This window comes from Bradyrhizobium sp. UNPF46 (genome assembly GCF_006658625.1).
GTDB classification, from domain to species: domain Bacteria; phylum Pseudomonadota; class Alphaproteobacteria; order Rhizobiales; family Xanthobacteraceae; genus Bradyrhizobium; species Bradyrhizobium nitroreducens.
Genome location: NZ_LFJB01000045.1, coordinates 23279 through 47057 on the forward strand (window position 1 = coordinate 23279; position 23779 = coordinate 47057).

General features: G+C 65.3%; 27 protein-coding genes. 17 read left to right on the forward strand and 10 right to left on the reverse strand.

The genetic code is table 11. The features are described from left to right. Window positions 1-5 precede the first annotated feature (5 nt). The 5 genes from UNPF46_RS18625 to UNPF46_RS18645 are packed head-to-tail and all read left to right on the forward strand — an operon-like array spanning window position 6 to window position 2821. Entirely contained in the window at window positions 6-803 is a 798-nt protein-coding gene (locus tag UNPF46_RS18625; protein ID WP_100180817.1) for a ComF family protein, read from the forward strand. A gap of 47 nt (window positions 804-850) precedes the next feature. Beyond that, window positions 851-1126 carry a glutaredoxin 3 gene (grxC, locus tag UNPF46_RS18630; RefSeq protein ID WP_100180818.1) on the forward strand — a complete coding sequence of 92 codons (276 nt, stop codon included), beginning with the start codon at window positions 851-853 and terminating at the stop codon, window positions 1124-1126. Next, entirely contained in the window at window positions 1123-2001 is an 879-nt protein-coding gene (locus UNPF46_RS18635; RefSeq protein WP_100180819.1) for a carbon-nitrogen hydrolase family protein, read from the forward strand. Before grxC ends, UNPF46_RS18635 begins: the two co-directional genes overlap by 4 nt. Further along, window positions 1998-2480: a DUF1178 family protein gene (locus UNPF46_RS18640; protein ID WP_100180820.1), complete on the forward strand. Its 483-nt coding sequence runs from the start codon at window positions 1998-2000 to the stop codon at window positions 2478-2480. Before UNPF46_RS18635 ends, UNPF46_RS18640 begins: the two co-directional genes overlap by 4 nt. Window positions 2481-2488: 8 nt before the next feature. Beyond that, entirely contained in the window at window positions 2489-2821 is a 333-nt protein-coding gene (locus tag UNPF46_RS18645) for a hypothetical protein (protein ID WP_100180821.1), read from the forward strand. A 6-nt stretch (window positions 2822-2827) separates the two neighbouring features. Here UNPF46_RS18645 and UNPF46_RS18650 read toward each other — a convergent pair whose 3' ends face one another. From UNPF46_RS18650 to UNPF46_RS18660, 3 genes are all read right to left on the reverse strand, one after another. Further along, window positions 2828-3727 (reverse strand): EamA family transporter, encoded by a 900-nt coding sequence (locus UNPF46_RS18650; RefSeq protein ID WP_142250971.1) that lies wholly within the window; start codon window positions 3725-3727, stop codon window positions 2828-2830. Window positions 3728-3835: 108 nt separating this feature from the next. Further along, complete coding sequence (gene ubiG / locus UNPF46_RS18655; protein ID WP_181770003.1) at window positions 3836-4609, reverse strand: bifunctional 2-polyprenyl-6-hydroxyphenol methylase/3-demethylubiquinol 3-O-methyltransferase UbiG; 774 nt, start codon at window positions 4607-4609, stop codon at window positions 3836-3838. 14 nt (window positions 4610-4623) lie between these two features. Then, complete coding sequence (locus UNPF46_RS18660) at window positions 4624-5091, reverse strand: PH domain-containing protein (RefSeq protein ID WP_100180823.1); 468 nt, start codon at window positions 5089-5091, stop codon at window positions 4624-4626. A 148-nt stretch (window positions 5092-5239) separates the two neighbouring features. On the opposite strand from UNPF46_RS18660, the gene UNPF46_RS18665 reads away from it, so the two are divergent. The 5 genes from UNPF46_RS18665 (at window position 5240) to UNPF46_RS18685 (ending at window position 12314) form a co-directional block, all read left to right on the forward strand. Then, on the forward strand, window positions 5240-6496 hold the full coding sequence (locus tag UNPF46_RS18665; RefSeq protein WP_100180824.1) for an aspartate kinase: 1257 nt from the start codon (window positions 5240-5242) through the stop codon (window positions 6494-6496). Between the two features lie 285 nt (window positions 6497-6781). Beyond that, on the forward strand, window positions 6782-9049 hold the full coding sequence (gene ptsP / locus UNPF46_RS18670) for a phosphoenolpyruvate--protein phosphotransferase (RefSeq protein ID WP_100180825.1): 2268 nt from the start codon (window positions 6782-6784) through the stop codon (window positions 9047-9049). 57 nt (window positions 9050-9106) lie between these two features. Next, window positions 9107-10192, forward strand: coding sequence for a peptide chain release factor 1 (gene prfA / locus UNPF46_RS18675; protein ID WP_100180826.1), 1086 nt, complete (start codon window positions 9107-9109; stop codon window positions 10190-10192). A 4-nt stretch (window positions 10193-10196) separates the two neighbouring features. Continuing rightward, window positions 10197-11075 carry a peptide chain release factor N(5)-glutamine methyltransferase gene (gene prmC, locus UNPF46_RS18680; RefSeq protein ID WP_142250972.1) on the forward strand — a complete coding sequence of 293 codons (879 nt, stop codon included), beginning with the start codon at window positions 10197-10199 and terminating at the stop codon, window positions 11073-11075. Window positions 11076-11537: 462 nt separating this feature from the next. Further along, on the forward strand, window positions 11538-12314 hold the full coding sequence (locus UNPF46_RS18685) for a DUF4167 domain-containing protein (protein ID WP_100180828.1): 777 nt from the start codon (window positions 11538-11540) through the stop codon (window positions 12312-12314). Window positions 12315-12371: 57 nt separating this feature from the next. On the opposite strand, the gene UNPF46_RS18690 is transcribed toward UNPF46_RS18685, so the two are convergent. After that, a complete protein-coding gene (locus UNPF46_RS18690; RefSeq protein ID WP_100180829.1) occupies window positions 12372-13118 on the reverse strand; it encodes a methyltransferase domain-containing protein in 747 nt (248 codons plus the stop codon). A 108-nt stretch (window positions 13119-13226) separates the two neighbouring features. On the opposite strand from UNPF46_RS18690, the gene gloB reads away from it, so the two are divergent. The 3 genes from gloB (at window position 13227) to UNPF46_RS18705 (ending at window position 15183) form a co-directional block, all read left to right on the forward strand. Then, on the forward strand, window positions 13227-13994 hold the full coding sequence (gene gloB, locus UNPF46_RS18695; RefSeq protein ID WP_142250973.1) for a hydroxyacylglutathione hydrolase: 768 nt from the start codon (window positions 13227-13229) through the stop codon (window positions 13992-13994). 9 nt (window positions 13995-14003) lie between these two features. Continuing rightward, window positions 14004-14426, forward strand: a complete 423-nt coding sequence (locus UNPF46_RS18700; RefSeq protein WP_100180831.1) for a cupin domain-containing protein — start codon at window positions 14004-14006, stop codon at window positions 14424-14426. 73 nt (window positions 14427-14499) lie between these two features. Continuing rightward, on the forward strand, window positions 14500-15183 hold the full coding sequence (locus tag UNPF46_RS18705; protein WP_142250974.1) for a flavin reductase family protein: 684 nt from the start codon (window positions 14500-14502) through the stop codon (window positions 15181-15183). A 7-nt stretch (window positions 15184-15190) separates the two neighbouring features. Here UNPF46_RS18705 and UNPF46_RS18710 read toward each other — a convergent pair whose 3' ends face one another. The 4 genes from UNPF46_RS18710 to UNPF46_RS18725 form a co-directional block, all read right to left on the reverse strand. After that, on the reverse strand, window positions 15191-15448 hold the full coding sequence (locus UNPF46_RS18710; protein ID WP_142250975.1) for a hypothetical protein: 258 nt from the start codon (window positions 15446-15448) through the stop codon (window positions 15191-15193). A gap of 23 nt (window positions 15449-15471) precedes the next feature. Then, window positions 15472-16341, reverse strand: coding sequence for an aromatic amino acid exporter YddG (gene yddG / locus UNPF46_RS18715; protein WP_142250976.1), 870 nt, complete (start codon window positions 16339-16341; stop codon window positions 15472-15474). Window positions 16342-16483: 142 nt separating this feature from the next. Further along, entirely contained in the window at window positions 16484-17209 is a 726-nt protein-coding gene (gene phbB / locus UNPF46_RS18720) for an acetoacetyl-CoA reductase (protein WP_100180835.1), read from the reverse strand. Between the two features lie 252 nt (window positions 17210-17461). Then, a complete protein-coding gene (locus UNPF46_RS18725) occupies window positions 17462-18640 on the reverse strand; it encodes an acetyl-CoA C-acetyltransferase (protein ID WP_100180836.1) in 1179 nt (392 codons plus the stop codon). Between the two features lie 313 nt (window positions 18641-18953). Here UNPF46_RS18725 and phaR point away from each other — a divergent pair, with 313 nt between their 5' ends. After that, window positions 18954-19541, forward strand: coding sequence for a polyhydroxyalkanoate synthesis repressor PhaR (gene phaR, locus UNPF46_RS18730; RefSeq protein WP_100180837.1), 588 nt, complete (start codon window positions 18954-18956; stop codon window positions 19539-19541). 42 nt (window positions 19542-19583) lie between these two features. Beyond that, window positions 19584-20207, forward strand: a complete 624-nt coding sequence (locus tag UNPF46_RS18735) for a class I SAM-dependent methyltransferase (protein ID WP_142250977.1) — start codon at window positions 19584-19586, stop codon at window positions 20205-20207. Between the two features lie 117 nt (window positions 20208-20324). Here the strand turns inward: UNPF46_RS18735 and UNPF46_RS18740 are convergent, their stop codons facing one another. Continuing rightward, window positions 20325-21212 carry a branched-chain amino acid aminotransferase gene (locus UNPF46_RS18740; RefSeq protein WP_142250978.1) on the reverse strand — a complete coding sequence of 296 codons (888 nt, stop codon included), beginning with the start codon at window positions 21210-21212 and terminating at the stop codon, window positions 20325-20327. Between the two features lie 136 nt (window positions 21213-21348). Here UNPF46_RS18740 and UNPF46_RS18745 point away from each other — a divergent pair, with 136 nt between their 5' ends. Then, window positions 21349-22284 carry an alpha/beta hydrolase gene (locus tag UNPF46_RS18745; protein ID WP_142250979.1) on the forward strand — a complete coding sequence of 312 codons (936 nt, stop codon included), beginning with the start codon at window positions 21349-21351 and terminating at the stop codon, window positions 22282-22284. A gap of 6 nt (window positions 22285-22290) precedes the next feature. Here the strand turns inward: UNPF46_RS18745 and UNPF46_RS18750 are convergent, their stop codons facing one another. Further along, on the reverse strand, window positions 22291-22536 hold the full coding sequence (locus UNPF46_RS18750) for a hypothetical protein (protein ID WP_100180840.1): 246 nt from the start codon (window positions 22534-22536) through the stop codon (window positions 22291-22293). A gap of 212 nt (window positions 22537-22748) precedes the next feature. Between UNPF46_RS18750 and UNPF46_RS18755 the strand changes: the two genes are divergently transcribed. Next, window positions 22749-23621 (forward strand): hypothetical protein, encoded by an 873-nt coding sequence (locus UNPF46_RS18755; RefSeq protein WP_142250981.1) that lies wholly within the window; start codon window positions 22749-22751, stop codon window positions 23619-23621. Window positions 23622-23779 lie beyond the last annotated feature (158 nt).

Genomic DNA, 23779 nt, shown 5'->3' on the forward strand with positions numbered 1-23779 from the left:
TCCCCATGGACGCCGACGCCGCCCCTACCCGTTCCATCGCCGCGCCGCTGCGGGCCGCGTGGACGGCTGGCCGCAACGTGCTGAACCGCGCAGCTCGGCTGGCGCTCGACATCGCGCTGCCGACGCAATGCGTGTCCTGCCGCGAGCCGGTCGATGGCGAGGGCGTTTGCGCGGCGTGCTGGGCGCGGCTGTCGTTCATCGAGCGGCCCTATTGCCCGCGGCTCGGCATTCCCTTCGTCTACGACCCCGGCCCCGACATGCTGTCGATGGAAGCGATCGCAAGCCCGCCGGCTTACCAGCGCGCCCGCGCCGCGGTGCGCTATGACGACGTCGCGCGCACGCTGGTGCATGCGCTGAAATACCAGGATCGGACCGATCTGGCGCCGGCCATGGGCCGCTGGATGGCGCGGGCGGGCGGCGAGCTGCTGGCCGGGGCCGATATGCTGGTGCCTGTTCCCTTGCATTGGCGGCGGGCCTGGCGGCGACGTTACAACCAGTCCGGGGCGCTGGCGCGCGTGATCGAGCGGCAGAGCGGCGTCAGGGCGAGGGCCGAGGTGCTGCGCCGGGTGCGCGCCACCGAACAGCAAATCGGCCTGTCGCGGGCCCAGCGCGCCACCAATGTGCAGGGCGCATTCCAGGTATCTCCAGACCGCCAGGCCGAGGTCCAGGGACGTCGCATCATCCTGATCGACGATGTCCTGACCTCGGGCGCAACGCTGGATGCCTGTGCGCGGGCGCTGCTCCGCGCCAAGGCCGCCCAGGTCGACGTGCTGGTCTTCGCCCGGGTTGTGGAGACCAAGTAAAGTCCCATATAATTCAACGAATTCATGACATGAGAGCGCCAGACGAGATGACCGCTGCTGTCGAGATCTACACCAGGCCGGGCTGCGGCTATTGCTCCGCCGCCAAGTCGCTGCTGACCCGCAAGAAGGCGACCTTCACCGAATTCGACGTCGCCAAGAACGCCTCATGGCGGGCCGAGATGTACGATCGTGCCGGCGAGGGCTCGACCTTCCCGCAGATCTGGATCGGCGGCACCCATGTGGGCGGCTGCGACGACCTCTATGCGCTCGACCGCGAGGGCAAGCTCGACGGCATGCTCGAAAGCGTGAAGGCAGTGTCATGAGCGATGACCGCACATTCACCGCCGCCATGGTGCAGATGCGCACCGGCTTGATGCCGGGGCCGAGCCTCGCGCAGGCCACGAAGCTGATCCGCCAGGCGGCAGCCAATGGCGCCGACTACGTGCAGACGCCCGAAGTCAGCAACATGATGCAGCTGAACCGCAAGGCGCTGTTCGAGCATCTGCAAAGCGAAGAGGACGACACTTCGCTGAAGGCCTATCGGGCGCTGGCGGCGGAACTGAAGATCCATCTCCATGTCGGTTCGCTGGCGCTGCGGTTTTCGCCGGAGAAGGCGGTCAACCGCTCCTTCCTGATCGGGCCCGAGGGCAATGTGCTCGCGAGCTACGACAAGATCCACATGTTCGACATCGAGCTGCCGGACGGCGAGAGCTATCGCGAATCCGCCAACTACCAGCCGGGCGAGACCGCGGTGATCTCCGACCTGCCCTGGGGCCGTGTCGGACTGACGATCTGCTACGATGTGCGCTTTCCTGCGCTGTACCGTGCCCTGGCCGAGAGCGGCGCCTATTTCATCACCGTGCCCTCGGCCTTTACCCGCAAGACCGGCGAAGCGCATTGGCATGTGCTGCTGCGTGCGCGCGCGATCGAGACCGGCTGCTTCATCTTCGCTGCGGCGCAGGCAGGCACCCACGAGAACAAGCGCGAGACCTACGGCCATTCGCTGATCATCGATCCCTGGGGCGAGATCCTCGCCGAGGGCGACGTCGAACCCGGCGTCATCATGGCCAGGATCGATCCGGCCAAGGTCGAAACCGCGCGCCGCGCGATTCCCTCGCTCCAGCATGGCCGCCGCTTCGGCGTATCCGACCCCAAGGCGGGGCCGGACCATCTGCATCTGGTGCGGGGATCGGCATGATCCGCTATGCGCTCCGCTGCGATCGGGACCACGCGTTCGAAAGCTGGTTCCAGAGCTCGTCGGCTTACGATTCGCAGGTCAAGCGCAAGCTGGTGACGTGCCCGATCTGCGGGTCCGCCAAGGTCGACAAGGCGATCATGGCCCCCCGCATCGTCGGCAAGAAGGGCCGCGGGCGCGCGACGCCACCGCCCGAGCCGGTGACGACCGCCGCGCCCGAGGCAGCGCCGTCAGGCCCGACGTCGCTGCTGATGGCGCAGGAAAAAGAGCTGCGCACCAAGCTGAAGGAATTGCGCGATCACATCGTGAAGAATGCCGATAATGTCGGCGAGCGCTTTGCCAACGAAGCCCGCGCGATGCATTACGGCGACAAGGAACACCGCCCGATTTATGGCGAGGCCTCGCCGGAGGAGGCGAAGTCGCTGATCGACGAAGGCATCGAGGTCTCGCCCCTGCCGACGCTGCCGGAAGACCGGAACTGACGCGAGCCATGAGCCGCGAATCCGTTCTTTCGTCGCTCATCCAGTTCGATGTACCCGTAGCGCAACTCAAGGCGGAACTTGGCACGTTGACTTGGGACTGCGCTCCGGTGGTTACTTTGTTGCGTAGCCATATCGCTGCTGTGCTCGACCGATATTCCAGGGGTGAGATCGATGCGCCCACCGTTGAGGATTGGGCAAATCTCGTGGAATGCCGCGAAGATATCGGCTTCGAAGCAGGGTTTGAGGAGTTGATCGATGCCGCGATATTTGATTTGGCAAACCCTATCTTGAATGGCGAGTTGAGCGCAGTGGCGCCCGTGATCCTCGCCAGGCTCCGCTGACAAATCCTACGCCCCCACCAGCACCGCCACACCGATCACGATCAGCGCGATGCCGATGATCTCGCGCGGCGCGATCGGCTGCTTGAACGAGTAGTACGCCACGGCTTGCGCGAACAGCACCTCGATCAGCGCGAGCGTGCGGACATTGGCGGCGGCGGTCAGGGCGAATGCCAGGAACCAGAATTGCGAGGCGAAGGCGCCCATGAAGCCCGCCAGCATCGACGGTTTCCACAAGCCGAGGATCGCCTGCAGCACCTTTGGCGCGCGCCAGAGCAGATAGATCGTCAGCACCAGCGTCTGCACGAACAGGCCGAGCACCAGGGTGAACGAGGCCGCAGTCACGAAGGAGACGCCTGATACGTTGATGATGGCGCCGCGAAAACCGACCGCCGACAGCGCGAAGGCCGCGGCCGCGACGAGGCCGGTGATGGTCGGCTTCAGCTCGGCAAAACTCTTCTCGCCGCCGGGCCGCAGCGCGGTGATGACGACGCCGATCGTCGCGATCACGATCGCCAGCACCTTCAGCCAGGTCAGGTGATCGCCGAGGAAGACGAAGCCGAAGATCGCGGTCTGGATCGCCTCGGTCTTCAGGTAAGCCGTCGTCACCACGAAGGAGCGATCGTTCATCGCCAGCAGCATCAGGCCGGTCGCGACGATCTGGCTGAGCGCACCGAGCAGCAGCCACGGCCAGAACACGGTCGGCGGCAAGCCGAGATGATCGCCGGTCGCGATCAGCACCACGCCGAGGAACAGCAGCGAGAACGGGAAGCCGAACAGGAAGCGGATGTTGGTCGCGCCCCACGTGCCCAGCGGCTTCGTCAGCGACCGCTGCATCGCATTGCGCGCGACCTGCCCGAGCGCGGCAACGACGGTGAAGGGGATCCAGAGGCTGGTGACGGTGAGCATGGGTGGAGGGCTGCGGCTGGAGAGGCGTGCAGCCAACCTGCCGTCAGCGTGGCGACAGGTCAATCACACCCAAGTCATAGGAGCGATGCTCGGAGCTCGCTCGCACCCTCACACCATCGCTTCCGCCACCACCATGTAGTTCACGTCCATGTCGGACGAGAGCGACCATTTGTCGGCGAAGGGGGAGTAGACCACGCCGGTCTGCTCGGTGATGACGAGGCGGTTGTCGAGCAGATATTTCGTCAGCTCGTCGGGCGTGACGAACTTGTTCCATTCGTGGGTGCCGCGCGGCAGCCATCGCAGGACGTATTCGGCGCCGACGATGGCGAGCGCGAAGCTCTTCCAATTGCGGTTCAGCGTCGAGACCACCATGAGGCCGTTCGGCTTCAGCATCGCGGCGCAGCGTTTCAGGAAGACGCCGACATCGACGACGTGCTCGACCACCTCCATCGCCAGCACGATGTCGAAGCGCTCGCGCGGGTCGATCTCCTCGACCGTGGTGCAGCGATAGTCGATCGCAAGATGGCTCTTGTCGGCATGCAGCTTGGCCGCGGCGATGTTGCTCTGGGAAGGATCGACACCGATGACCTGCGCGCCGAGGCGCGACAGCGGCTCGCACAGCAGGCCGGCGCCGCAGCCGATGTCGAGCACGCGCAAGCCCCCGAGGCAGTTCAGGCTGCGCACATTGCGCTCGAACTTGCGGCAGGCGGCATCGCGGATATAGCCGAGCCGCAGCGGGTTGATCCGGTGCAGTGGCGCCATCTTGCCGTTGGGGTCCCACCACTCTGCCGAGAGCTTTGAGAATTTCGCGATCTCGGCGGCATCGACGGTCGAGCCCGGCTGCGGGCTGGCGGAAAGGGAAGTATCTTGCTGCATGCTCATGGTCAGGCGCGGTCCTACCGCGTGGTGATCGAACTACGGAAGGCGAGCGGCGAGGCGATGGTCCGGATGGTTTCGCGGCCTTCGCCGACCCCGTTGATGGTCACATCGCCGTAATTGAGAATACGTCCAAGGATGGTCTGGTTGACGTCGACACTCTCGACCTTGTCCAGCGCCATCTCGAAGGTGCGGCGCTTGATGAAGCCGGTCTTGTGCACGACCCGGAGGTTGGTGACGTCGGTCTCGGTGGTGAAGCGGTGGAACCAGCCTTTCAAGGTCCAGTACAGCGCAGCCAACGCGACGAGGCCGGCGGCGACGAGACAGAGAAGCACGAGCCCTTCGACCACCGTTTGCCGGGACGCAACGAAGAGTGCGACGGCCACGATCCAGGCCAGGATGGCCGGGAAATAGAATATCCAGTGCGCATTGGTCGAATACAGCACCCGTTCGCCGGGCTGCAGAATCTCGTCGATGTAACGCGCCATGACCTCGGTTAACCCATTGCCCGCACCCGGCCCGCAGGAACCCGCTTGCCCCCGGCCCCGCCCCTCTGTATACGCGCGGTCGGGTGCTCGCGGCATCGTTTCGCGCGGGCCACCATACTGATCCCTTTGAAGGAATGCACGCGTCGTCATGAGCCGCCTCGTGATGAAATTCGGCGGCACATCCGTCGCCAACATCGAACGTATCCGCAACGTCGCACGCCATGTGAAGCGTGAGGTCGATGCCGGCCATGAGGTGGCCGTGGTCGTCTCGGCGATGTCGGGCAAGACCAACGAGCTGGTGGCCTGGTGCACCGAGGCCTCGCCGATGCACGATGCGCGCGAATACGACGCCGTCGTCGCCTCGGGCGAGCAGGTGACGTCCGGCCTGCTGGCCATCGTGCTGCAGGGCATGGGCATCCAGGCCCGCTCCTGGCAGGGCTGGCAGATCCCGATCAAGACCAGCGACGCCCATGCCTCGGCCCGCATCGAGGACATCGACGGCAGCGAGATCATCAAGCGCTTTAAGGAGCGCAAGGAGGTCGCGGTCATCGCCGGCTTCCAGGGCATCGAACCGAACACCAACCGCATCACCACGCTCGGCCGCGGCGGCTCGGACACCTCGGCCGTGGCGGTTGCCGCCGCCGTCAAGGCCGACCGCTGCGACATCTACACCGACGTCGACGGCGTCTACACCACCGACCCGCGAATCGTGCCGAAGGCCAAGAGGCTCGACAAGATCGCGTTCGAGGACATGCTGGAACTGGCTTCCCAGGGCGCCAAGGTGCTCCAGGTCCGCTCGGTGGAACTCGGCATGGTCCACAACATGCCGATCTTCGTCCGCTCGAGCTTCGACAAGCCCGAGGATATCGACCCGCATGCCAACCAGCCGCCCGGCACGCTGATCTGCAGCGAGGAGGAGATCATGGAAAGCCACGTCGTCACCGGTATCGCCTTCTCCAAGGACGAGGCCCAGATCTCGGTGCGCCAGATCGAGGACAAGCCGGGCGTTGCCGCCTCGATCTTCGGCCCGCTGGCGGATGCCAACATCAACGTCGACATGATCGTGCAGAACGTGTCTGAAGACGGCAAGACCACCGATCTGACCTTCACGGTGCCGGCCGCCGACTACACCCGCGCCAAGGACACGATTACCGCCGCCAAGGGCAAGATCGGTTATGCACGGCTCGATACCGCCACCGACGTCGCAAAAATCTCGGTGATCGGCAGCGGCATGCGCAGCCATGCCGGCGTCGCCGCCCAGGCGTTCTCGGCCCTCGCGGGGCGGAATATCAACATCCGGGCCATTACAACCTCCGAGATCAAATTCTCGGTTTTGATCGACACGGCCTATACCGAGCTTGCGGTGCGCACGCTGCACACGCTCTACGGTCTCGATCAGGCCTAGACGAATTTTCTCTTAGCGGCCGCAGCAAACGCGAGGTGTCCACACTTTCGCGTTTGGCAGGCGTTTTGCTTGGCAAAACAAGCCCCAATTCGCTATACGGCGAACAGGGTGGGCTGCCGCAGACTGTGTCCCAGTTCAGGCCGCTGATTCGGTGCAGGCACTAAATTTTCAAGAAAATTTGGGTTTGCGCCTGCGCCGGACGAACAATTTGGTTGTTTTTCTGGGATTTTGGCCAGCCGCCGGCCGATACCGCCGGGCCGGGCAGACGAAGGAGATTGAGGGGACATGCGGAGCGCGTCGGGAGGTCCCCGCGTCTTGTTGAGACGGCTCCGCGAAACCATGGCGGAGCAGGTCTCGGCCCAGGAGCGGCTGGACAAGATCGTGGTGCTGATCGCCGCCAACATGGTGGCCGAAGTGTGCTCGGTCTATGTGCTGCGCATCGACAACACGCTCGAGCTCTACGCCACCGAAGGTCTCAACCGCGAGGCGGTGCACCACACCGTGCTGAGCGCCCATGAGGGCCTGGTCGGCCTCGTCGCCAGCGAGGCGACGCCGCTCAATTTGAGCGATGCGCAGAGCCATCCGGCCTTCTCGTTCCGCCCCGAGACCGGCGAAGAAATCTACCATTCCTTCCTCGGCGTGCCGATCCTGCGGGCCGGCAACACGCTCGGCGTGCTGGTGGTGCAGAACCGCGCCAAGCGCAATTATGTCGAGGAGGAGCTCGAGGCGCTGCAGACCACCGCGATGGTGCTGGCCGAGCTGATCGCCTCCGGCGAGCTCTCCGCACTGGCCCAGCCGGGCCAGGAGCCGGCCGCGCGCCATTCCGCGCAGAAGGTCGGCGCGATCCTCTCGGAGGGCATCGCGCTCGGCCATGTGGTGCTGCACGAGCCGCGCGTCGTCATCAAGGACTACATCGCCGAGGACCTGCCGAAGGAGATCAAGCGGCTCGACACCGCGCTCGCCAAGCTGCGCGCCGATCTCGATCGCATGCTGGAGCGCGGCGACGTCGCCGAAGGCGGCGAGCATCGCGAGGTGCTGGAAGCCTACCGCATGTTCGCCAACGACCAGGGCTGGTCGCACAAGCTGCACGAGGCGGTCGCCACCGGCCTCACCGCGGAAGCCGCGGTCGAGCGCGTGCAGTCCGACACCCGCGCGCGCATGCTGCGCTCGACCGACCCTTATTTGCGCGACCGCCTGCACGACCTCGAGGATCTCGGCTACCGCCTGATGCGGCAGCTGGTCGGGCAGGACCACGCACCGTCGCGTGAACAGCTGCCCGACAACGCCATCGTCATCGCGCGCGCGATGGGCCCGGCGGCGCTGCTCGACTACGACCGCAAGCGCCTGCGCGGCATCGTGCTGGAGGAAGGCACCGCCAACTCCCACGTCTCGATCGTGGCGCGCGCGCTCGGCATCCCCGCGGTCGGCGAGGTGCCGAACGCGCCCGGCATTGCCGATCCCGGCGATGCCATCATCGTCGACGGCACCTCCGGCTCGATCTATGTGCGGCCCTCTCAGGAGGTCGAGGCGGCCTTCGCCGAGCGCGTGCGCTTCCGCGCCCGCCGCCAGGCGCAATATCTGGCGCTGCGCGACCGGCCCTGCGTCACCAAGGACGGCCAGAAGGTCGAGCTGATGATCAACGCCGGGCTCGCGATCGACCTGCCGCATATCGAGGACACCGGCAGCGCCGGCATCGGCCTGTTCCGCACCGAGCTGCAATTCATGGTGGGCCAGAGCCTGCCGCGCACCAGCGACCAGCTGGCGCTCTACCGTACCGTGCTGGATGCCGCCGGCACCAAGCCGGTCACCTTCCGCACCCTCGACATCGGCGGCGACAAGGCGCTGCCCTATATGGAAGCGGTGATCGAGGAAAATCCCGCGCTCGGCTGGCGTGCGATCCGGCTCGGCCTGGACCGTCCCGGCCTGTTGCGCGGCCAGATCCGCGCGCTCTTACGCGCCGGCGGCGGCCGCGCGCTGCGCATCATGTTCCCGATGATCTCGGAGGTCGCCGAGTTCGATGCGGCGAAGGCGCTGGTCGAGCGCGAGCTCACTTATCTGCGCCAGCACGGCCACACGCTGCCTGAACGAATCGACATCGGCACCATGGTCGAGGTTCCCGCGCTGCTCTATCAGCTCGACGAGCTCCTGAAGAAGGTCGACTTCATCTCGGTCGGTTCCAACGATCTGTTCCAGTTCCTGTTCGCGGTCGACCGCGGCAATGCCAAGGTCTCCGAGCGCTTCGACACCATGTCGGCGCCGATCCTGCGCGCGCTGCGCGATATCTCGCGCAAGTGCCAGGAGGCGAAGAAGTCTCTCTCGCTCTGCGGCGAGATGGCGTCGAAGCCGATCGGCGCGCTGGCGCTGATTGCGCTGGGCTACCGCTCGCTGTCGCTTTCGGCGACCGCGCTCGGCCCGGTCAAGGCCATGGTGATCGATCTCGATGCCAAGAAGGCCGAAGCCATGCTCGGCCCGCTCCTGGACGCGCCGGCAGGCAGCGTCTCGATCCGGCAGAAGCTGACGGAATTTGCCGAGGCCGAAGGCTTGGCATTGTAGCGGGCCTGTCGCCGCTCCCTGCCGCCCCGCCCCTTTTCCGCATTTGAGACCGTACCGATGTCGTCACTCCCCGAAGCCAAACTGGACGTCCTGCTCGCGCATCACGCCTCGCTCGAGGCCGAATCGCTGGGGCAGCTCGCCTCCGAGCGCTACGTCCAGATCACGCGCGAGCTCGCCGAGCTCACGCCGCTGATCGAAGCGGTGAAGACCTACCGTTCCGCCGTCAAGGAGCTCGCCGACACCGAGGCGCTGATCGCCGATCCCGCAACCGATGCCGAGATGCGCGGCATGGCGGAAGCCGAACGCGACGAGCTGACGCCGAGGATCGAGGAGCTGGTCCAGAAGATCCGCGTCGCGCTGCTGCCCAAGGACGCCATGGACGATCGCAACGTGGTGCTGGAAATCCGCGCCGGCACCGGCGGCGACGAGGCCTCGCTGTTCGCCGGCGATTTGTTCCGGATGTACGAACGCTTCGCCAGCCTGCAGGGCTGGAAGGTCGAGGTGATCTCGGCCAGCGAAGGCACCGTCGGCGGCTACAAGGAAATTATCGCGGAGGTGCAGGGCCGCGGCGCGTTCTCCAAGCTGAAATTCGAATCCGGCGTGCACCGCGTGCAGCGCGTGCCCGACACCGAGACGCAGGGGCGCATCCACACTTCGGCCGCGACGGTGGCCGTGCTGCCGGAGGTCGAGGATGTCGACGTCGACATCAAGAACGACGATCTGCGCATCGAGACCATGCGCGCGCAAGGCGCGGGCGGCCAGCACGTCAACAAGACGGAATCGGCGATCCGCATCACCCACATTCCGACCGGCATCGTGGTGATGATGCAGGACAGCCGCTCGCAGCACAAGAACCGCGCCTCCGCCATGAACATCCTGCGCTCGCGCATCTACGATGCCGAACGCCAGCGCGTCGACGCCGCGCGGTCGGCCGAACGCAAGGAGAAGGTCGGCTCCGGCGATCGCTCCGAACGCATCCGCACCTATAACTTCCCGCAAGGGCGCGTCACCGACCACCGCATCAACCTGACGCTCTACAAGCTGCCGCAGGTGATCGCGGGCGAAGCGCTCGGCGAATTGATCGACGCGCTGACCACCGAGCACCAGGCCGCACAGCTCGCCGCACAAGGCGCGGCGGCGTAGCGGCGTGGGCAATTCCTTCACCGGACAATCCATCGAGAGCGCGCGGCGCGCACTGGCTGCGCAACTGAGGTCGGGACTGCTTGATGACGCCGAACTCGATGCCCGTATTTTGCTTGGCGCGGTCCTCGGTCTCGATCTGACCGGCCTGATCACGCAGGCCACCCGGCCGCTCACCGACGCCGAGGCGTCGCGGCTTGCGCAATACGCGCAGCGCCGGGTCGCCGGCGAACCGGTGGCACGGATTCTCGGGACCAAGGAATTCTGGGGCCTTCCGTTTCGTCTGTCGGATGCCACCCTGGTGCCGCGCCCCGATACCGAGACCGTGGTCGAGCTTGCGCTCGAGGTCCTTCGCGACCGGGAGGTCAAGCAGCCGCGAATCGCCGACATCGGCACCGGCTCGGGCGCGATCCTGCTGGCGCTGTTGCACGAAATTCCCGATGCCTTCGGCGTCGGCACCGATCTCAGCCTCACCGCCCTCGGCACGGCGCGGGACAATGCCCGCGCGCTCGGCCTTGCCGGCCGCGCGGTCTTTGTCGCCTGCTCCTATGCGTCGGCGCTGCGCGGCCCGTTCGACCTCATCGTGTCGAACCCGCCCTATATCCCCTCGGCCGAAATCCCGACATTGAGCATCGAGGTGCGTGAGCACGACCCGCATCTGGCGCTGGATGGCGGCAATGACGGATATGACGCCTATCGCGCCCTGATCCCTCAGGCGAGCGAGTGCCTCGCCCCCGGCGGCGCGCTGATTGTCGAGGCCGGACAGGGCCAGGCGAGAAACATTGAGACCCTTATGGCAGCCGCTGGGTTAACGGTGGACAGGCCAGCGAAGGCCGACCTGGCGGGCATTCCGCGGGCCGTTTCGGCCCGAAAAATGCCCCCATAAAAGCCGGATTGGCGTGCAAAAAGCTCTTGGAATATCCCTTGGGAACGACTACGTTCCGATCAACAGATCGGTGCCGGCCCCGTAGACCTACGGGCGAAAGCCGGGCTCTCGGGCGAGAGCTTTACTGATTATAGGTTCCAAGCCGCAGGTCCTGTTGAGCGCGATGGCCATTGGAGCTGTGCTGCTCTCCGACCGCAACGTGAACGAAAGCCTGATATTGCGCTTGAAGACTTACGCAACAAAGCTGGGCTTGTTTCGGCAGGCAAAATGAATGGGTTCGCTGGCGATCAGTGCTGGCGGGTGGGGAACGCGTCTTTGTTGAGCGCGACGGTCGACGAACATCGGCAGGGATCAATCCGCTCGTGCGCGCGGTGCGCGTGAGCAATGTGAACCGCTGTCACCAGGTCACTCCTAGCAATCAGTAATGCGTGCAACCTTTAGGGCTGGAATTAAAGGCAGGACATGAGAAACGGTCAGAACAAGCAGCGGATGCGCAACCGCAACAACAACAATAACAACAACCGGCGCAGCCAGAACCCGATGACCCGGGTCTACGAGTCCAACGGACCCGACATCAAGATCCGCGGCACCGCCTCGCACATCGCCGAGAAATATCTGCAGCTTGCGCGCGACGCGCGCTCCTCCGGCGACCCCGTTGCGGCCGAGAACTACTACCAGCATGCCGAGCATTATTTCCGCCTGATCGCGGCCGCTCAGGAGCAGTTCCGCCAGAACCAGCAGCCGCGCGGTGACGAGCCCGTCAGCAGCCATGGCGACGACGGCGAAGACGACGGCGAGAATTTCTCGAATTTCGGCCAGGAGCCGGGCTTCGTCCCGCAGCCGCCGCAGCAGCAGTCCTTCATGCGCGACCGCGACGGCCAGCGCGAACATCATCAGCGTGACCATCAGCAGCGCGACAACCAGCAGCCGCGCGAGCACCGCGAACGCGACCATCGCCCGCAGCCGCAATTCCAGCCCCAACCGCAATATCAGCCGCAGCCTGCGAACCAGCCGCAGCCCGTCATCGGCGACGCCGGCAGCGTCGATCGCCTGCCATCCTTCATCACCGGCCCGCAACCGCAAGTGAATGTCGGCGCCAATGGCGGTCAGGCCGGCTTCGAAGGCGGTGCCGGCGGTGGCGAACGCTATCCGCGCCGGCGGCGCCGGCCGCATGGCCCGCGCCCCGAGCGCGAGGCAGCTCCAGCCGCCTCGAGCGACGAAGTCGCCCCCGGCGAGTGAGCCTGTTCTGAATTTTGAACTGCAACCGTCCCGGCCTCGCGCCGGGACGTTTTGTTTTCAGCTGCGTGTCACCGTGGTCGAGGACGGCACCAGCACCGGCTTTGCCAGCGAGGGAATCAACCGCGCCCGTTCGCGCTTGGCGGGGATTGCGCGATAGACCTGCTTGGTGGCCTCGACGATGTGCACGCCGGCAAAAGGCAGTGACAGCGCTGCGCCGGCACGCTCCCACATTTGCGCCGATCTCAGCACCCAGCCGCCGGCATAGGGCGGCATGAACAGGGCCTCGCCCCAGGCGGTCGGCGTGAACCAGGTCTGGCGCAAGAGGTCGGTGATCTGCGAGCGTGAATAGGGCCGGCCGTGACCGAACGGCGTGCTGTCGGTGCGGGTCCACACCCCGCGCCGATTCGGAATCACCGCGATCACGCGGCCCGAGGGCGACAGCACCCGCCAGACCTCGCGCAGCAGCGCGGCCGGATCATCCGACATCTCCAGCGCATGGATCAGCAGGATGCGGTCGACCGCGGCGTCGGGAAGCGGCAACGAGAATTCGTCGACCAGCGAGGCCAGCGCCGGCCGCCCCGTCGGCCATTTCAGGACGCCCTGGGCCGCCGGCATGAAGGCGATGCAGCGCTCGGCATCCTCCCGGAACAACCCCAGATAGGGCGTGGGATAGCCGATGCCGAGCACGCGCTGGCCTTGCGCGCCCGGCCAGCGCTCCCTGATGCCGCGGTTGATCATTTGCCGCGCCACGATCCCGAGGCGGCGGGAATAGAACTCGCGGAGGTCGACGACGTCGATGGTCATGACGGCAATGTAACATGCACGAGAGCGTCGCCGCGCGCGGAATATTGCATTGCCTGCGCAACGTTAACGCCATATTTGTCTGGCGGGGCTGAGCCCGATGGAGATGACATGGCCGCCGAAATTCGTACTTTCACCTGTTTAAACGACAATTTCGGTTATCTGATCCACGATGTCGAAACCAAGGCGACGGCGTCGATTGACGCGCCGGAGGCGGGCCCCATCATCAAGGCGCTGGAGCGCGAGGGCTGGCAGCTCACCGACATCCTGATCACCCATCATCACGGCGATCATGTCGGCGGGGTCGCCGAGCTCAAGCAGAAATACGATTGCCGCGTCGTCGCGCCGCACGACAAGACCACGGGGATCGCGAACGTCGATCTGCGCGTCGCCAATGCCGACGTGGTCAAGATCGGCAATCTGCTGGCGCGCGTCATCGAGACGCCCGGCCACACGCTCGACCATATCTCCTACGTGTTCGACAACGAAAAAACGGTATTCGCCGCCGACACGCTGTTCTCGATCGGCTGCGGCCGCGTGTTCGAGGGCACCTACCCGATGATGTGGGATTCGCTGCTGAAGCTGCGCGCCCTGCCGGACGACTTCAAGCTCTATTGCGGCCACGAGTACACGGCGTCCAACGTCAAGTTCGCCCTCACCGTCGAGCCCGACAATGCGGCGCTCCAGGCGCGCGCGGCGGAGGTGGCGAAGCTGCGGGCCGAGAACAAGCCGACCATTCCCACCCTGCTTGGCGAGGAGAAGCGGGCCAACGTGTTCCTGCGGGCCGACGAACCGCAGGTCGCAGCCAGGCTGCACATGAAGGGCGCGGATGCCGCCGCGGTGTTCGGCGAATTGCGCGAGCGCAAGAACAAGTCCTGACGAGGATCGATGCCGACAGCAGCCGAGATCATCGCGCGCCTCGAACTCCGCCCGCATCCCGAAGGCGGGCACTATCGCGAGACGTTTCGCGACCAGACTACGGACGCCAACGGCCGCTCGCGCTCGACCCTGATCTACTTCCTGCTGGCACGCGGCGAGCGCTCGCACTGGCATCGCGTCGATGCGGTCGAGACCTGGCACTATTACGCCGGCAGCCCCCTGATGCTGCGCATCGCCCATGAGGGTTGCTCGCAGCACGAGGTGCGGCTGGGCGCGGACCTCGTCCATGGCGAACGGCCGCAGGCGATCGTGCCGGCGCAGGCCTGGCAGATGGCGGAAACCACGGGCGAGTGGACGCTGGTCGGCTGCACCGTGGCACCCGCGTTCGAATTCGCCGGCTTCGAGCTCGCACCTCAGGGCTGGGAGCCGTAACGCGATCTGGAATCGGGTGGGATCGATCCGTCGCGCATCGTAGGACGGCGCTCGCAGCGAACAGGAGCGCAAGATGCACGGTACATTCGATCCCCCGACGGTTCAGATCGACCCGGCCATTCTCTATTTCGGAACGCCCGTCGTCCTGATCGGATCGACCAACGACGACGGCTCGCACAATCTCGCGCCGATGTCGTCAGCGTGGTGGATCGGATGGCGCTGCATGCTCGGCCTCGCCCGCAATTCCAAGACCACCGAGAATCTGATTCGCACCGGCGAATGCGTACTCAATCTGCCGTCGGCGGACCTCGTTGCCGCCGTCGATCGCCTCGCCCGCACCACCGGATCGAATCCCGTGCCGCCGGGAAAGCTCTATCGTGGCTATCGGCACGAGAGGGACAAATTCAATCTCAGCGGTCTGACGGCGCTGCCGGGCGAAACAGTCCGCGCGCCGCGTGCGGTCGAATGTCCGGTGCAGATGGAGGCGAAGCTCGCGCATGTGCACGACATGGCACAGGACGACGCGGTCTGGCGCGGCAACCTCGCGGCCATCGAGGTCCGCATCACCCGCGTGCACGCACACCCCGATATCATGATGGACGGCGCGCCCAACCGCATCGATCCCGACAAATGGCGCCCGCTGATCCTCAGCTTCCAGGAGTTCTACGGCCTGACGCCGCAACGCCTGCAGCGCTCCGAGCTCGGACAGATCCCGGAAGCGATGTACCGGCCGCCGGGCTGGCAGCCCGCGCCTTAGCTGCAGATCAGTCGTGATTGGCCGAAGCGCGGCTCCGCACAGGCAATCGTCGGACGATGATCGTGGGCAATGTCTCGTAAGGCGGCCAAAAGCCGCCTGTCCGATATCGCCGCTCAGTCAGCTGAACGAAGGATTTGCCGTCACTGACCGTGGCGGTCTCGGAACGGCCGCGTACGCGCTCCTTCCGATGGATGCCGGTGAATGTTTCGGGCTTCGCCACGACCTGTGCCACGGCGCCCGGACAAGCGAGGTCGGCAAGCAGCATGAGCGATATCGCGAGCGGACGAATCATCGTTTGCGCAGCACCATGTCCTTGGCGGCGATCAACCCTCCGCCGGCGATCAGGATCGCGGCGATGGCGATGTTGGCGCTGGCTTTTGCGAATCCTGCGGCGATGAGGAAGCCGGTCGAGAGCAGCGGCGTTGCGTAGGAGGCGGCGCCGAGCACGCGGATGTCGCCGCGCTTCATGCCGATGTCCCAGGCGTAGAAGGCGGCGCCGACGGGACCGATGCCGAGCGCAATCACCGAGAGCCATTGCACCGCGGTCTCCGGCCAGACCGTCGTCTCGAGCAGGCCATGCATCAGTGCGGCGAGCACGGCCGTTGCAAGGCAGAAGCCCGCGACCGCGTCGGTCGGCACCGCTTTCAACCGACGCGACAGCACCGAATAGGTTGCCCAGACGAAGGCCGCGATGAAAGCCGCGATCAATCCCGGCACCGCTCCCGGCGCAAACCCACTGGTATTGCCGGCGAACAGCAGCACGGTGCCGACGAGACCGAGCACGGCGCCGATGATGTGATGCAGGGCGAGCCGCTCGCCGGGCAGGAACGACGAGAACAGCACGATCAGAAGCGGCCACATGTAGTTCAGGAGGCCGGCTTCGGCCGGCGGCGCGAAGCGCAGCGCCAGAAAATACAGCGCGTGATAGCCGAACAGGCCGCCGACGCCGACGACCCAGACGACGAGCGGCTGACGCAGGCTTTTCGCCGCATCGCCGCGGCCGATCCAGGTGAGCAGGCCGACCAGACCGCCGATCGCAAACGTCATCGCAGCGAGCTGGAACGCCGGGATCTTTCCGGTCGCCACCGTCATCACCGAGAGCAGCGACCACATCAGGATCGCGGTCAGGCCGATCAGCGTGGCGGTGCGGGGAGTCATTGGCCCAATGTTTCCGTCATGGCCGGGCTTGTCCCGGCCATCCACGTTCTTCCGTGGCGACGGCTGTTGTAAGGCCGTGGATGCCCGGGACAAGCCCGGGCACGTCGATGGCGACAATATCAGCCGGCGTGATGCGATCGCATCACACCATGTACTGACCGCCGTTGACCGTCAGGGTCGAGCCGGTGATGAAGCCGGACTCGTCGGCCGCGAGAAACACGACCGCGCGCGCGATCTCCTCGGGCTCGCCGAGCCGGTTGGCCGGGATCTGCGGGATCACGTTCTTCTCCAGAACGTCCTTCGGCACCGCCTGCACCATCTCGGTGTTGATGTAGCCGGGACAGATCGCGTTCACGGTGATGCCGCCCTTGGCATTCTCCAGCGCCAGCGCCTTGGTGAAGCCGATGTCGCCGGCCTTCGCCGCGGAATAGTTGACCTGGCCGAACTGTCCCTTCTGTCCGTTGATCGACGAGATCGAGATGATGCGGCCGAACTTGCGCGAGCGCATGCCCTCGATGACCTGGCGCGTCATGTTGAAGAGCGAGCCGAGATTGGTGTTGATGACGGCGTTCCACTGCTCGAGCGTCATCTTGTGGAAGGCGGTGTCTCGGGTGATGCCGGCATTGTTGACGAGCACCTCGATCGGTCCGAGATCGGCCTCGACCTTCTTCACGCCTTCGGCACAGGCGTCGAAACTGCTGACATCCCATTTGTAGACGGCAATGCCGGTCTCGGCCTTGAACTTCTCCGCGGCCGCATCGTTGCCGGCATAGCTCGCCGCAACCTTGTATCCAGCCGCCTTCAGTGCCTTGCTGATCGCAGCACCGATGCCCCGCGTACCACCCGTGACCAATGCAACACGTGCCATATCCCATTCCTTCCCTTGGACTCTTCGGACGTTTCTGGAGTGATTGCTTTTTAGCGTTGGATTATGCGGTTGGTTTGACGGACATCAAGAACAAAACGCCCGGCGTTGAGCCGGGCGTTTGTATTTAGTCGAGGCCTGCGCGCTTGCGAAGAATATTTGATTTGCAACCGCTGCCTTTTTAGTCGCGTGCAACGCACTCACCGAGGTGTGCAGCGCACGCGCAACAGCACCTCAGCTACGCGTCAGTTACCGTCAGTCGCGCGCCAGACACATCGCGATACCCATGCCGCCGCCGATGCACAGCGTGGCAAGGCCCTTCTTCGAATCGCGCTTCTGCATCTCGTGCAGCAGGGTCACCAGCACGCGGGCGCCGGAGGCACCGACCGGATGACCGATCGCGATCGCGCCGCCATTGACGTTGACCTTCGAGGTATCCCAGCCGAGGTCCTTGTTGACGGCGCAGGCCTGCGCCGCGAAGGCCTCGTTGGCCTCGATCAGGTCGAGATCGCCGACATTCCAGCCGGCCTTCTTCAGCGCGGCGCGCGAGGCCGGGATCGGGCCTGAGCCCATGATCTTCGGATCGACGCCGGCCTGCGCCCAGGACACGATGCGCGCGAGCGGCTTCTTGCCTTCCTTGGCCGCCTGCTTGGCGGTCATCAGCACCACGGCGGCAGCACCGTCATTGATGCCGGACGCGGAGCCCGCGGTGACCGTGCCGTCCTTCTCGAAGGCTGGCTTGAGCTTGGCCATCGCATCGAGCGTTGCGCCATGGCGCGGATATTCGTCGGCGCTGACGACGACGTCGCCCTTGCGGGTCTTGATGGTGACGGGGACGATCTCGTCGTTGAACTTGCCGGCCTTCTGCGCCGCCTCGGCCTTTTGCTGCGAGGCGACCGCGAACTCGTCCTGCTGGGCACGGGTGATCTGCCACTGCCGCGCGACGTTCTCGGCGGTGTTGCCCATGTGGTAGCCGTTGAAGGCATCCCACAGGCCGTCCTTGATCATGGTGTCGACGAACTCGACGGGACCCATCTTGACGCCGCCGCGCAGATATTGGGCGTGCGGGGCCATGCTCATGGATTCCTGGCCGCCGGCAACCACGATCTCGGAATCGCCGTTGAGCAGCGCCTGATAGCCGAGCGCGACCGTGCGCAGGCCCGAGCCGCAAAGCTGGTTGACGCCCCAGGCCGGGCTCTCCACCGGGATGCCGGCGCCGATCGACGCCTGGCGGGCCGGGTTCTGGCCCTGGGCGGCGGTCAGAATCTGGCCCATGATGACTTCGGAGACGCGGCCGGGCTCGATGCCAGCGCGCTCCAGCGCGGCCTTGATGGCGACGGCACCGAGATCATGAGCGGGAAGGGTCGCGAACGCTCCGTTGAAGCTTCCGACCGGGGTGCGGGCGGCGCTGACGATGACGACATCGTCTGACATGGGCATCTCCTGAGGCTTGAGGTTCTTTGAAGGGGCAGGCGGGGCTAGAGAAACGGCTCGCCAGTGTCGTGAGCCATCCTGTTAACGTCGTTGAGGCATGTCAATCGGCCGGCGACCGAATTCATGCCGCAGCGCATTCAAAATAGCGTTCTTGGCGCTTTCGCAAGCAGGATTTTGCTCCGCGATTAACCGTGCCGCACAAAACGGTAGCGTGAGCCCTTTGAAAATGCTTATTTTGTTGCGTTGCGTACTCTTCCCGCCCTGCGGCATGGCCCGCCGGGTTCCCGTTCTCCGCGTTTGCAAGTGAGAGCCCATGGCGAAATCAGACCAACCCACAACCATCAAGAAATACGCGAACCGCCGGCTCTATAACACCGGGACGAGCACCTACGTGACGCTGGAAGACCTCGCCGCGATGGTCAAGGATGGCGAGGATTTCCTGGTCTATGACGCCAAGACCGGCGACGACATCACCCGCTCCGTGCTCGCCCAGATCATCTTCGAGCAGGAGAACAAGGCCGGCCAGAACCTGCTGCCGACCACCTTCCTGCGTCAGCTCATCCGCTTCTACGGCGACAGCATGCAGATGGTGGTGCCGAAATATCTGGAGCAGTCGATCGCGACCCTGACCCAGGAGCAAGAGAAGTTCCGCAAGCAGATCGCCAACACCCTGTCCGGCACTCCCTTTGCTCCTTTGGAAGAACAGGTCCGCCGCAACATGGAGCTGTTCCAGCAGACCTTCTCGATGTTCAAGCCCTTCGCCCCGCCCCGCCCGGCGACCGCCGAGCCGGAGCCCGATGCGAATGCGGAGACGCCGAAGGACAGCAACATCGACGATCTGCGCCAGCAGATGAAGGAAATGCAGGACCGCCTGGAGCGGATGTCGAAGAAGGACGAATAGGTCTTTCCTTACCTCCGCACCCAATGCGCCGGAGGATGCGCGATGTCCGACCGAAGTTCCCATTGGGACGGAGTCTACGCCACCAAGGGCGAGGCCGAGGTCAGCTGGTTTCAGAATAGCCCCTCGACCTCGCTCGCGATGATCCGGGCGGCCGGTCCAGATCATGACGCGGCCATCATCGATATCGGCGGCGGCGCGTCCCGTCTGGTCGATGCATTGTTGCAGGATGGATATCGCGACGTCTCCGTGCTGGACCTCTCCGCGAACGCGCTTGACGCCGCCAGGAAGCGCATCGGCCCCGCCGCAGCATCAGCCAGCTGGATCGTTGCCGATGCCACGACATGGCAGCCCGCAAAGACCTACGAGGTCTGGCACGATCGCGCCGCCTTTCACTTCCTGACCGATCCCCGCGACAGGGCGGCCTACGTCGAACGGCTGCGGTCGGCGCTCGCGCCCGGCGGCCATGTCATCATCGCAACGTTCGCACCCGACGGTCCGGAGAAGTGCAGCGGCCTGCCGGTGCAGCGCCATGACAGCGCGAGCCTCGCAGCGGAGCTCGGGCCAGATTTCGCGCTGATCGAGACCCAGCGCGAGACGCATCATACGCCGTGGGATTCGACGCAGGCGTTTCAGTTCAGCCGGTTTCGAAGGCGCGGCCAGAAGTAGCCGTCGTGCCCCGCGAAGGCGCATCCAGTACGCCGCGGCTTATCGAGGAATCACAACCGTCTCTGGAATACTGGATCGCCCGATCAAGTCAGGCGATGACAGCGGAGTAAACAGCAACTACGCCGCCAGCTTCACCGCATGCGCAAAGTCCCAATAGAGCTTTCGTGCCTTGGTGTAGAACGGGCCCGGCGTCAGCTCGCGCTCGTCGATACGGATCACCGGCGCGACCTTGGCGAAATTGCCGGTGGAGAAGATCTCGTCGGCCGCCAGGAAATCGGCGTAGCGCAGCGTCTTCTCGACCACCGTGACGCCGTCGCCGCGCAGCAGGCTGATGACGCGCTGGCGCGTGATGCCGTTGAGGAAGGTACCGTTCGGCACGGGCGTGAAGACCACACCGTCCTTGGCCATGAACACGTTGGAATTGCCGAACTCGGCGACGTTGCCGAGCATGTCGAGCATCAAGGCGTTCTGGAAGCCGCGGGAGGCGGCTTCGGCGAGCGCGCGCGAATTGTTCGGATAGAGGCAGGCCGCTTTCGCCTCGACCGGCGCGCATTCGGCCGTGGGCCGGCGGAACGGCGACAAGGTGATGGCGTTGCCGACGGGTTTGGGCATCGGCGCCTCGTAGATGCACAGGCACCAGTTGGTCGTTTCGGGATCGAACAGCACGCCGCCGCCGCTTCCGTTCTCGGCCCAGTACATCGGGCGGATGTAGAGCTCGGCATTCGCCGCGAAGCGCGCGATGCCTTCGCTTGCGAGCGTGAGCCAGGTCCCGGCATCGACCACCGGCTTCAGGCCGAAATTGATCGCGGATTGATTGGCGCGGGCGACGTGACGGTCGAGATCTGGCGCGACGCCCTCGAAGGCACGTGCACCGTCGAACACCACCGAGCCGAGCCAGGCCGCGTGCGTGCGCGGGCCCATGATCGGCACGTTGCCGTCGTGCCATTTGCCCTCGAAGAAGGTCCAGCTCGGCGAATATTCGATCGGTCTCTTGATCTCGGCCATGTCAGGCCTCCCCTGGCAAATATCCCGGCACTATTGCCCCAATTTCTAAACGATTTGCGTAGGGGGCCGGGACACTTCCCTGGAGGGTAAGACATGACAAATCGGCTATAATGTCGGCTACGATATGGAGTCCGCCATGCCGCTCGATCCGCTCGCAAAGCGCTTGTTGACCATGATGGCCGCGGCTGCGCCGCAGGCGAGAACCCGGCCGAGCGTGGAGGCGCGGCGGCAATCGCTGGCAAAGCTGATGCAGTTCGCCCGCACCGATGCGCCTGACGTGACGACGCGCGACGGCGTGCTGCCCGGCCGCGACCACGAGGTGCCCTATCGGCTCTACACGCCTGCAAGTGCCGAGGAGCTTGCGCCGGGCTTCGTGTTCTTCCACGGCGGCGGTCTCGTTGCCGGCGGCATTGCCACGCATGACCGCATCGCGGCGGCGCTGGCGCATGCCACCGGCTGCCGCCTCGTCTCGGTCGACTACCGGCTCGCGCCGGAGCATCCCTTTCCGGCCGCGATCGAGGACGCGATCACCGCCACCGAATGGGTTGCGCGCGAGGCCGCCTCGCTCGGCATCGACGCCGACCGCCTGGTGGTCGGCGGCGATTCCGCCGGGGCAACGCTCGCGGCGATCGTATGCCAGGAGGCGGCGCAGACCGCAGGCCTTGCCATCGCCGCGCAATGTCTGATCTGCCCGGTGCTGGATTTCGAGGAAACCTCGCCCTCACGCGAAGCCTTTGCCGAGGGCCATCTGATCGACCGCGTCACGATCGAGGCCGATCTCGCCGACTATCTGCCCGAGGGAATCGACACGGCAGATCCCCGCGTGTCTCCGCTGCGCGCAACACGGGTCGCTGGCCTGCCGACCGCGATCATCCACACCGCCGAATACGACCCGATGCGCGATGAAGGCAACGCCTATGCCCGCAAGCTGCTCGCCGCAGGCGTCGCCGTCGAGCATGTCTGTCACGACGGCATGGTTCACAATTTCCACGCCATGGGCGCGATCCTGCCGCAAGCGCAGCTGGTGCTGTCGCAGATCGGCGAGCAGGTGCGGCGAGCGGTGGAGAGGTAGTGCGGATTACGCGCGCGCGTCGATCACGGCCCGGGCGGCCATGACGTAGTCAGGCCAATGCGCGTCCGCATAGCGCTCCGCCTGGCGGGCGCAGCTGACATCGGGCGCATGCGCGGCGGCAATCATGCGCGCAAAGCGTTCCTCGGCAACCGTCGTGTCATCGGGCACCGGCGCGGGCGCAGCCGCCACGGCGGTCGGAGCGACGGCGAGCCCCGCCATTCCAGCGAGCAGGATGCGGCGTGACGTGGTCATGGCTGTCGTCCTCCGTTGTCCGGCCTATCTCGGCCGGCGAGCGAGTCTGTGCGATCCCGGCAAGGTAGCCGCGCCTGTCGATGCCGTCCATGGTCTGCCGATAGCGCTTGACCGCGGGAACAATCACGTTCCATCTAGCTCACGATTTCGCCACCACGACCCACGCGTCGGATTGTCACGTGTCCCCTCGCCGCCCGTCAAATCGTCCAGTCTTGCGCGCTGTCGCGATGGGACTGGCCTGTCTGATGGTTTCGGCCGGCGCGGCCTTCGCCGCCGACGACGAGGAGGATGCGCCGGCGAAACCCGCGATCCCGAACCTCTATCTCGATCTGCGTACGACCTATGCGTCGATCCCTGCGGGGACGCTCGGGCTCGGCTTCGGCACCACGTCGCTGTCGACCGCCCTCGAAGCCCTGGCGGTGCGCAGAGGCGCGACGCTGCCGAACGGCCTGCCGGCCGCGAAGTCGATTGCCGTCGACCTGCCGCTGACCGTCGACGTCAACGACCGCGTCTCGCTCTATGGCGGCGTATCGGGCTCGACGACCGACATCGGCGGCGGCTGGTCGACGTTCGACGTCACGAGCTGGAACATTGGCGTGCAGGCTGACCTTTATCAGCAGAATGGCGGCAGGATCCCGACCATCACGCTGCAATCGACCCTGACGCAGTCGGTGCCGAACGAGCAGGGCATGACGAACTCGTTCAACAACATCCTGGAATTCGACTACGCGCTCGACGAGGACGAGACGCGGGGCTGGCTGGCCGGCATGCAATATACCTACACCACCATCGCCAGCCCGTTCGCCAGCATCCGGCCAAACACGATCCTCTATGCCGGCGGCTATTACCAATGGCCGAGCAACTGGAAGTTCACCGGGCGCCTCGGCGTGCAGTCGTTCGGCGGCGCGCAGCTCGCGGGCCGGACGCTGGCGGAGTCTTTCACGCAGCCGATCCTGCGGCTCGACCTCGATCGCATGGACGACAACGACAACCGCCTGTTCGGCATCACCGCGCAGATCGCCTGGATGCCGAAGCCGTCCTACCAGCTGACCCTGCGAACCCCGCTCTACGCCGTGCGGAACTAGAGCATTTTCGGTTCTGATTGAATCAGAACCGAAGCTCTAGATTGTTGTTTTGACGCGTTTTCTTCACGCGACCCGGTGTCCACTTCGCTCGAAAACGCTCTAGCAGTCTGCTGAAAAACCGGCAAATTCGTTGCTGATTGGCGTTTGGGTTGGACCTT

Excerpts from the sequence above, each read along its gene's own strand:
- grxC (WP_100180818.1), top strand. The coding sequence starts at position 851 with ATGACCGCTGCTGTCGAGATCTACACCAGGCCGGGCTGCGGCTATTGC.
- UNPF46_RS18700 (WP_100180831.1), top strand. The coding sequence starts at position 14,004 with ATGCCGACAGCAGCCGAGATCATCGCGCGCCTCGAACTCCGCCCGCAT.
- phaR (WP_100180837.1), top strand. The coding sequence starts at position 18,954 with ATGGCGAAATCAGACCAACCCACAACCATCAAGAAATACGCGAACCGC.
- ubiG (WP_181770003.1), bottom strand. The coding sequence starts at position 4,609 with ATGAGCATGCAGCAAGATACTTCCCTTTCCGCCAGCCCGCAGCCGGGC.
- UNPF46_RS18645 (WP_100180821.1), top strand. The coding sequence starts at position 2,489 with ATGAGCCGCGAATCCGTTCTTTCGTCGCTCATCCAGTTCGATGTACCC.
- UNPF46_RS18685 (WP_100180828.1), top strand. The coding sequence starts at position 11,538 with ATGAGAAACGGTCAGAACAAGCAGCGGATGCGCAACCGCAACAACAAC.
- UNPF46_RS18725 (WP_100180836.1), bottom strand. The coding sequence starts at position 18,640 with ATGTCAGACGATGTCGTCATCGTCAGCGCCGCCCGCACCCCGGTCGGA.
- UNPF46_RS18650 (WP_142250971.1), bottom strand. The coding sequence starts at position 3,727 with ATGCTCACCGTCACCAGCCTCTGGATCCCCTTCACCGTCGTTGCCGCG.
- UNPF46_RS18710 (WP_142250975.1), bottom strand. The coding sequence starts at position 15,448 with ATGCTGCTTGCCGACCTCGCTTGTCCGGGCGCCGTGGCACAGGTCGTG.
- UNPF46_RS18735 (WP_142250977.1), top strand. The coding sequence starts at position 19,584 with ATGTCCGACCGAAGTTCCCATTGGGACGGAGTCTACGCCACCAAGGGC.
- UNPF46_RS18660 (WP_100180823.1), bottom strand. The coding sequence starts at position 5,091 with ATGGCGCGTTACATCGACGAGATTCTGCAGCCCGGCGAACGGGTGCTG.
- prfA (WP_100180826.1), top strand. The coding sequence starts at position 9,107 with ATGTCGTCACTCCCCGAAGCCAAACTGGACGTCCTGCTCGCGCATCAC.
- gloB (WP_142250973.1), top strand. The coding sequence starts at position 13,227 with ATGGCCGCCGAAATTCGTACTTTCACCTGTTTAAACGACAATTTCGGT.
- ptsP (WP_100180825.1), top strand. The coding sequence starts at position 6,782 with ATGCGGAGCGCGTCGGGAGGTCCCCGCGTCTTGTTGAGACGGCTCCGC.
- UNPF46_RS18625 (WP_100180817.1), top strand. The coding sequence starts at position 6 with ATGGACGCCGACGCCGCCCCTACCCGTTCCATCGCCGCGCCGCTGCGG.
- UNPF46_RS18745 (WP_142250979.1), top strand. The coding sequence starts at position 21,349 with ATGCCGCTCGATCCGCTCGCAAAGCGCTTGTTGACCATGATGGCCGCG.
- UNPF46_RS18640 (WP_100180820.1), top strand. The coding sequence starts at position 1,998 with ATGATCCGCTATGCGCTCCGCTGCGATCGGGACCACGCGTTCGAAAGC.
- UNPF46_RS18740 (WP_142250978.1), bottom strand. The coding sequence starts at position 21,212 with ATGGCCGAGATCAAGAGACCGATCGAATATTCGCCGAGCTGGACCTTC.
- UNPF46_RS18750 (WP_100180840.1), bottom strand. The coding sequence starts at position 22,536 with ATGACCACGTCACGCCGCATCCTGCTCGCTGGAATGGCGGGGCTCGCC.
- UNPF46_RS18690 (WP_100180829.1), bottom strand. The coding sequence starts at position 13,118 with ATGACCATCGACGTCGTCGACCTCCGCGAGTTCTATTCCCGCCGCCTC.
- phbB (WP_100180835.1), bottom strand. The coding sequence starts at position 17,209 with ATGGCACGTGTTGCATTGGTCACGGGTGGTACGCGGGGCATCGGTGCT.
- UNPF46_RS18635 (WP_100180819.1), top strand. The coding sequence starts at position 1,123 with ATGAGCGATGACCGCACATTCACCGCCGCCATGGTGCAGATGCGCACC.
- UNPF46_RS18705 (WP_142250974.1), top strand. The coding sequence starts at position 14,500 with ATGCACGGTACATTCGATCCCCCGACGGTTCAGATCGACCCGGCCATT.
- UNPF46_RS18665 (WP_100180824.1), top strand. The coding sequence starts at position 5,240 with ATGAGCCGCCTCGTGATGAAATTCGGCGGCACATCCGTCGCCAACATC.
- yddG (WP_142250976.1), bottom strand. The coding sequence starts at position 16,341 with ATGACTCCCCGCACCGCCACGCTGATCGGCCTGACCGCGATCCTGATG.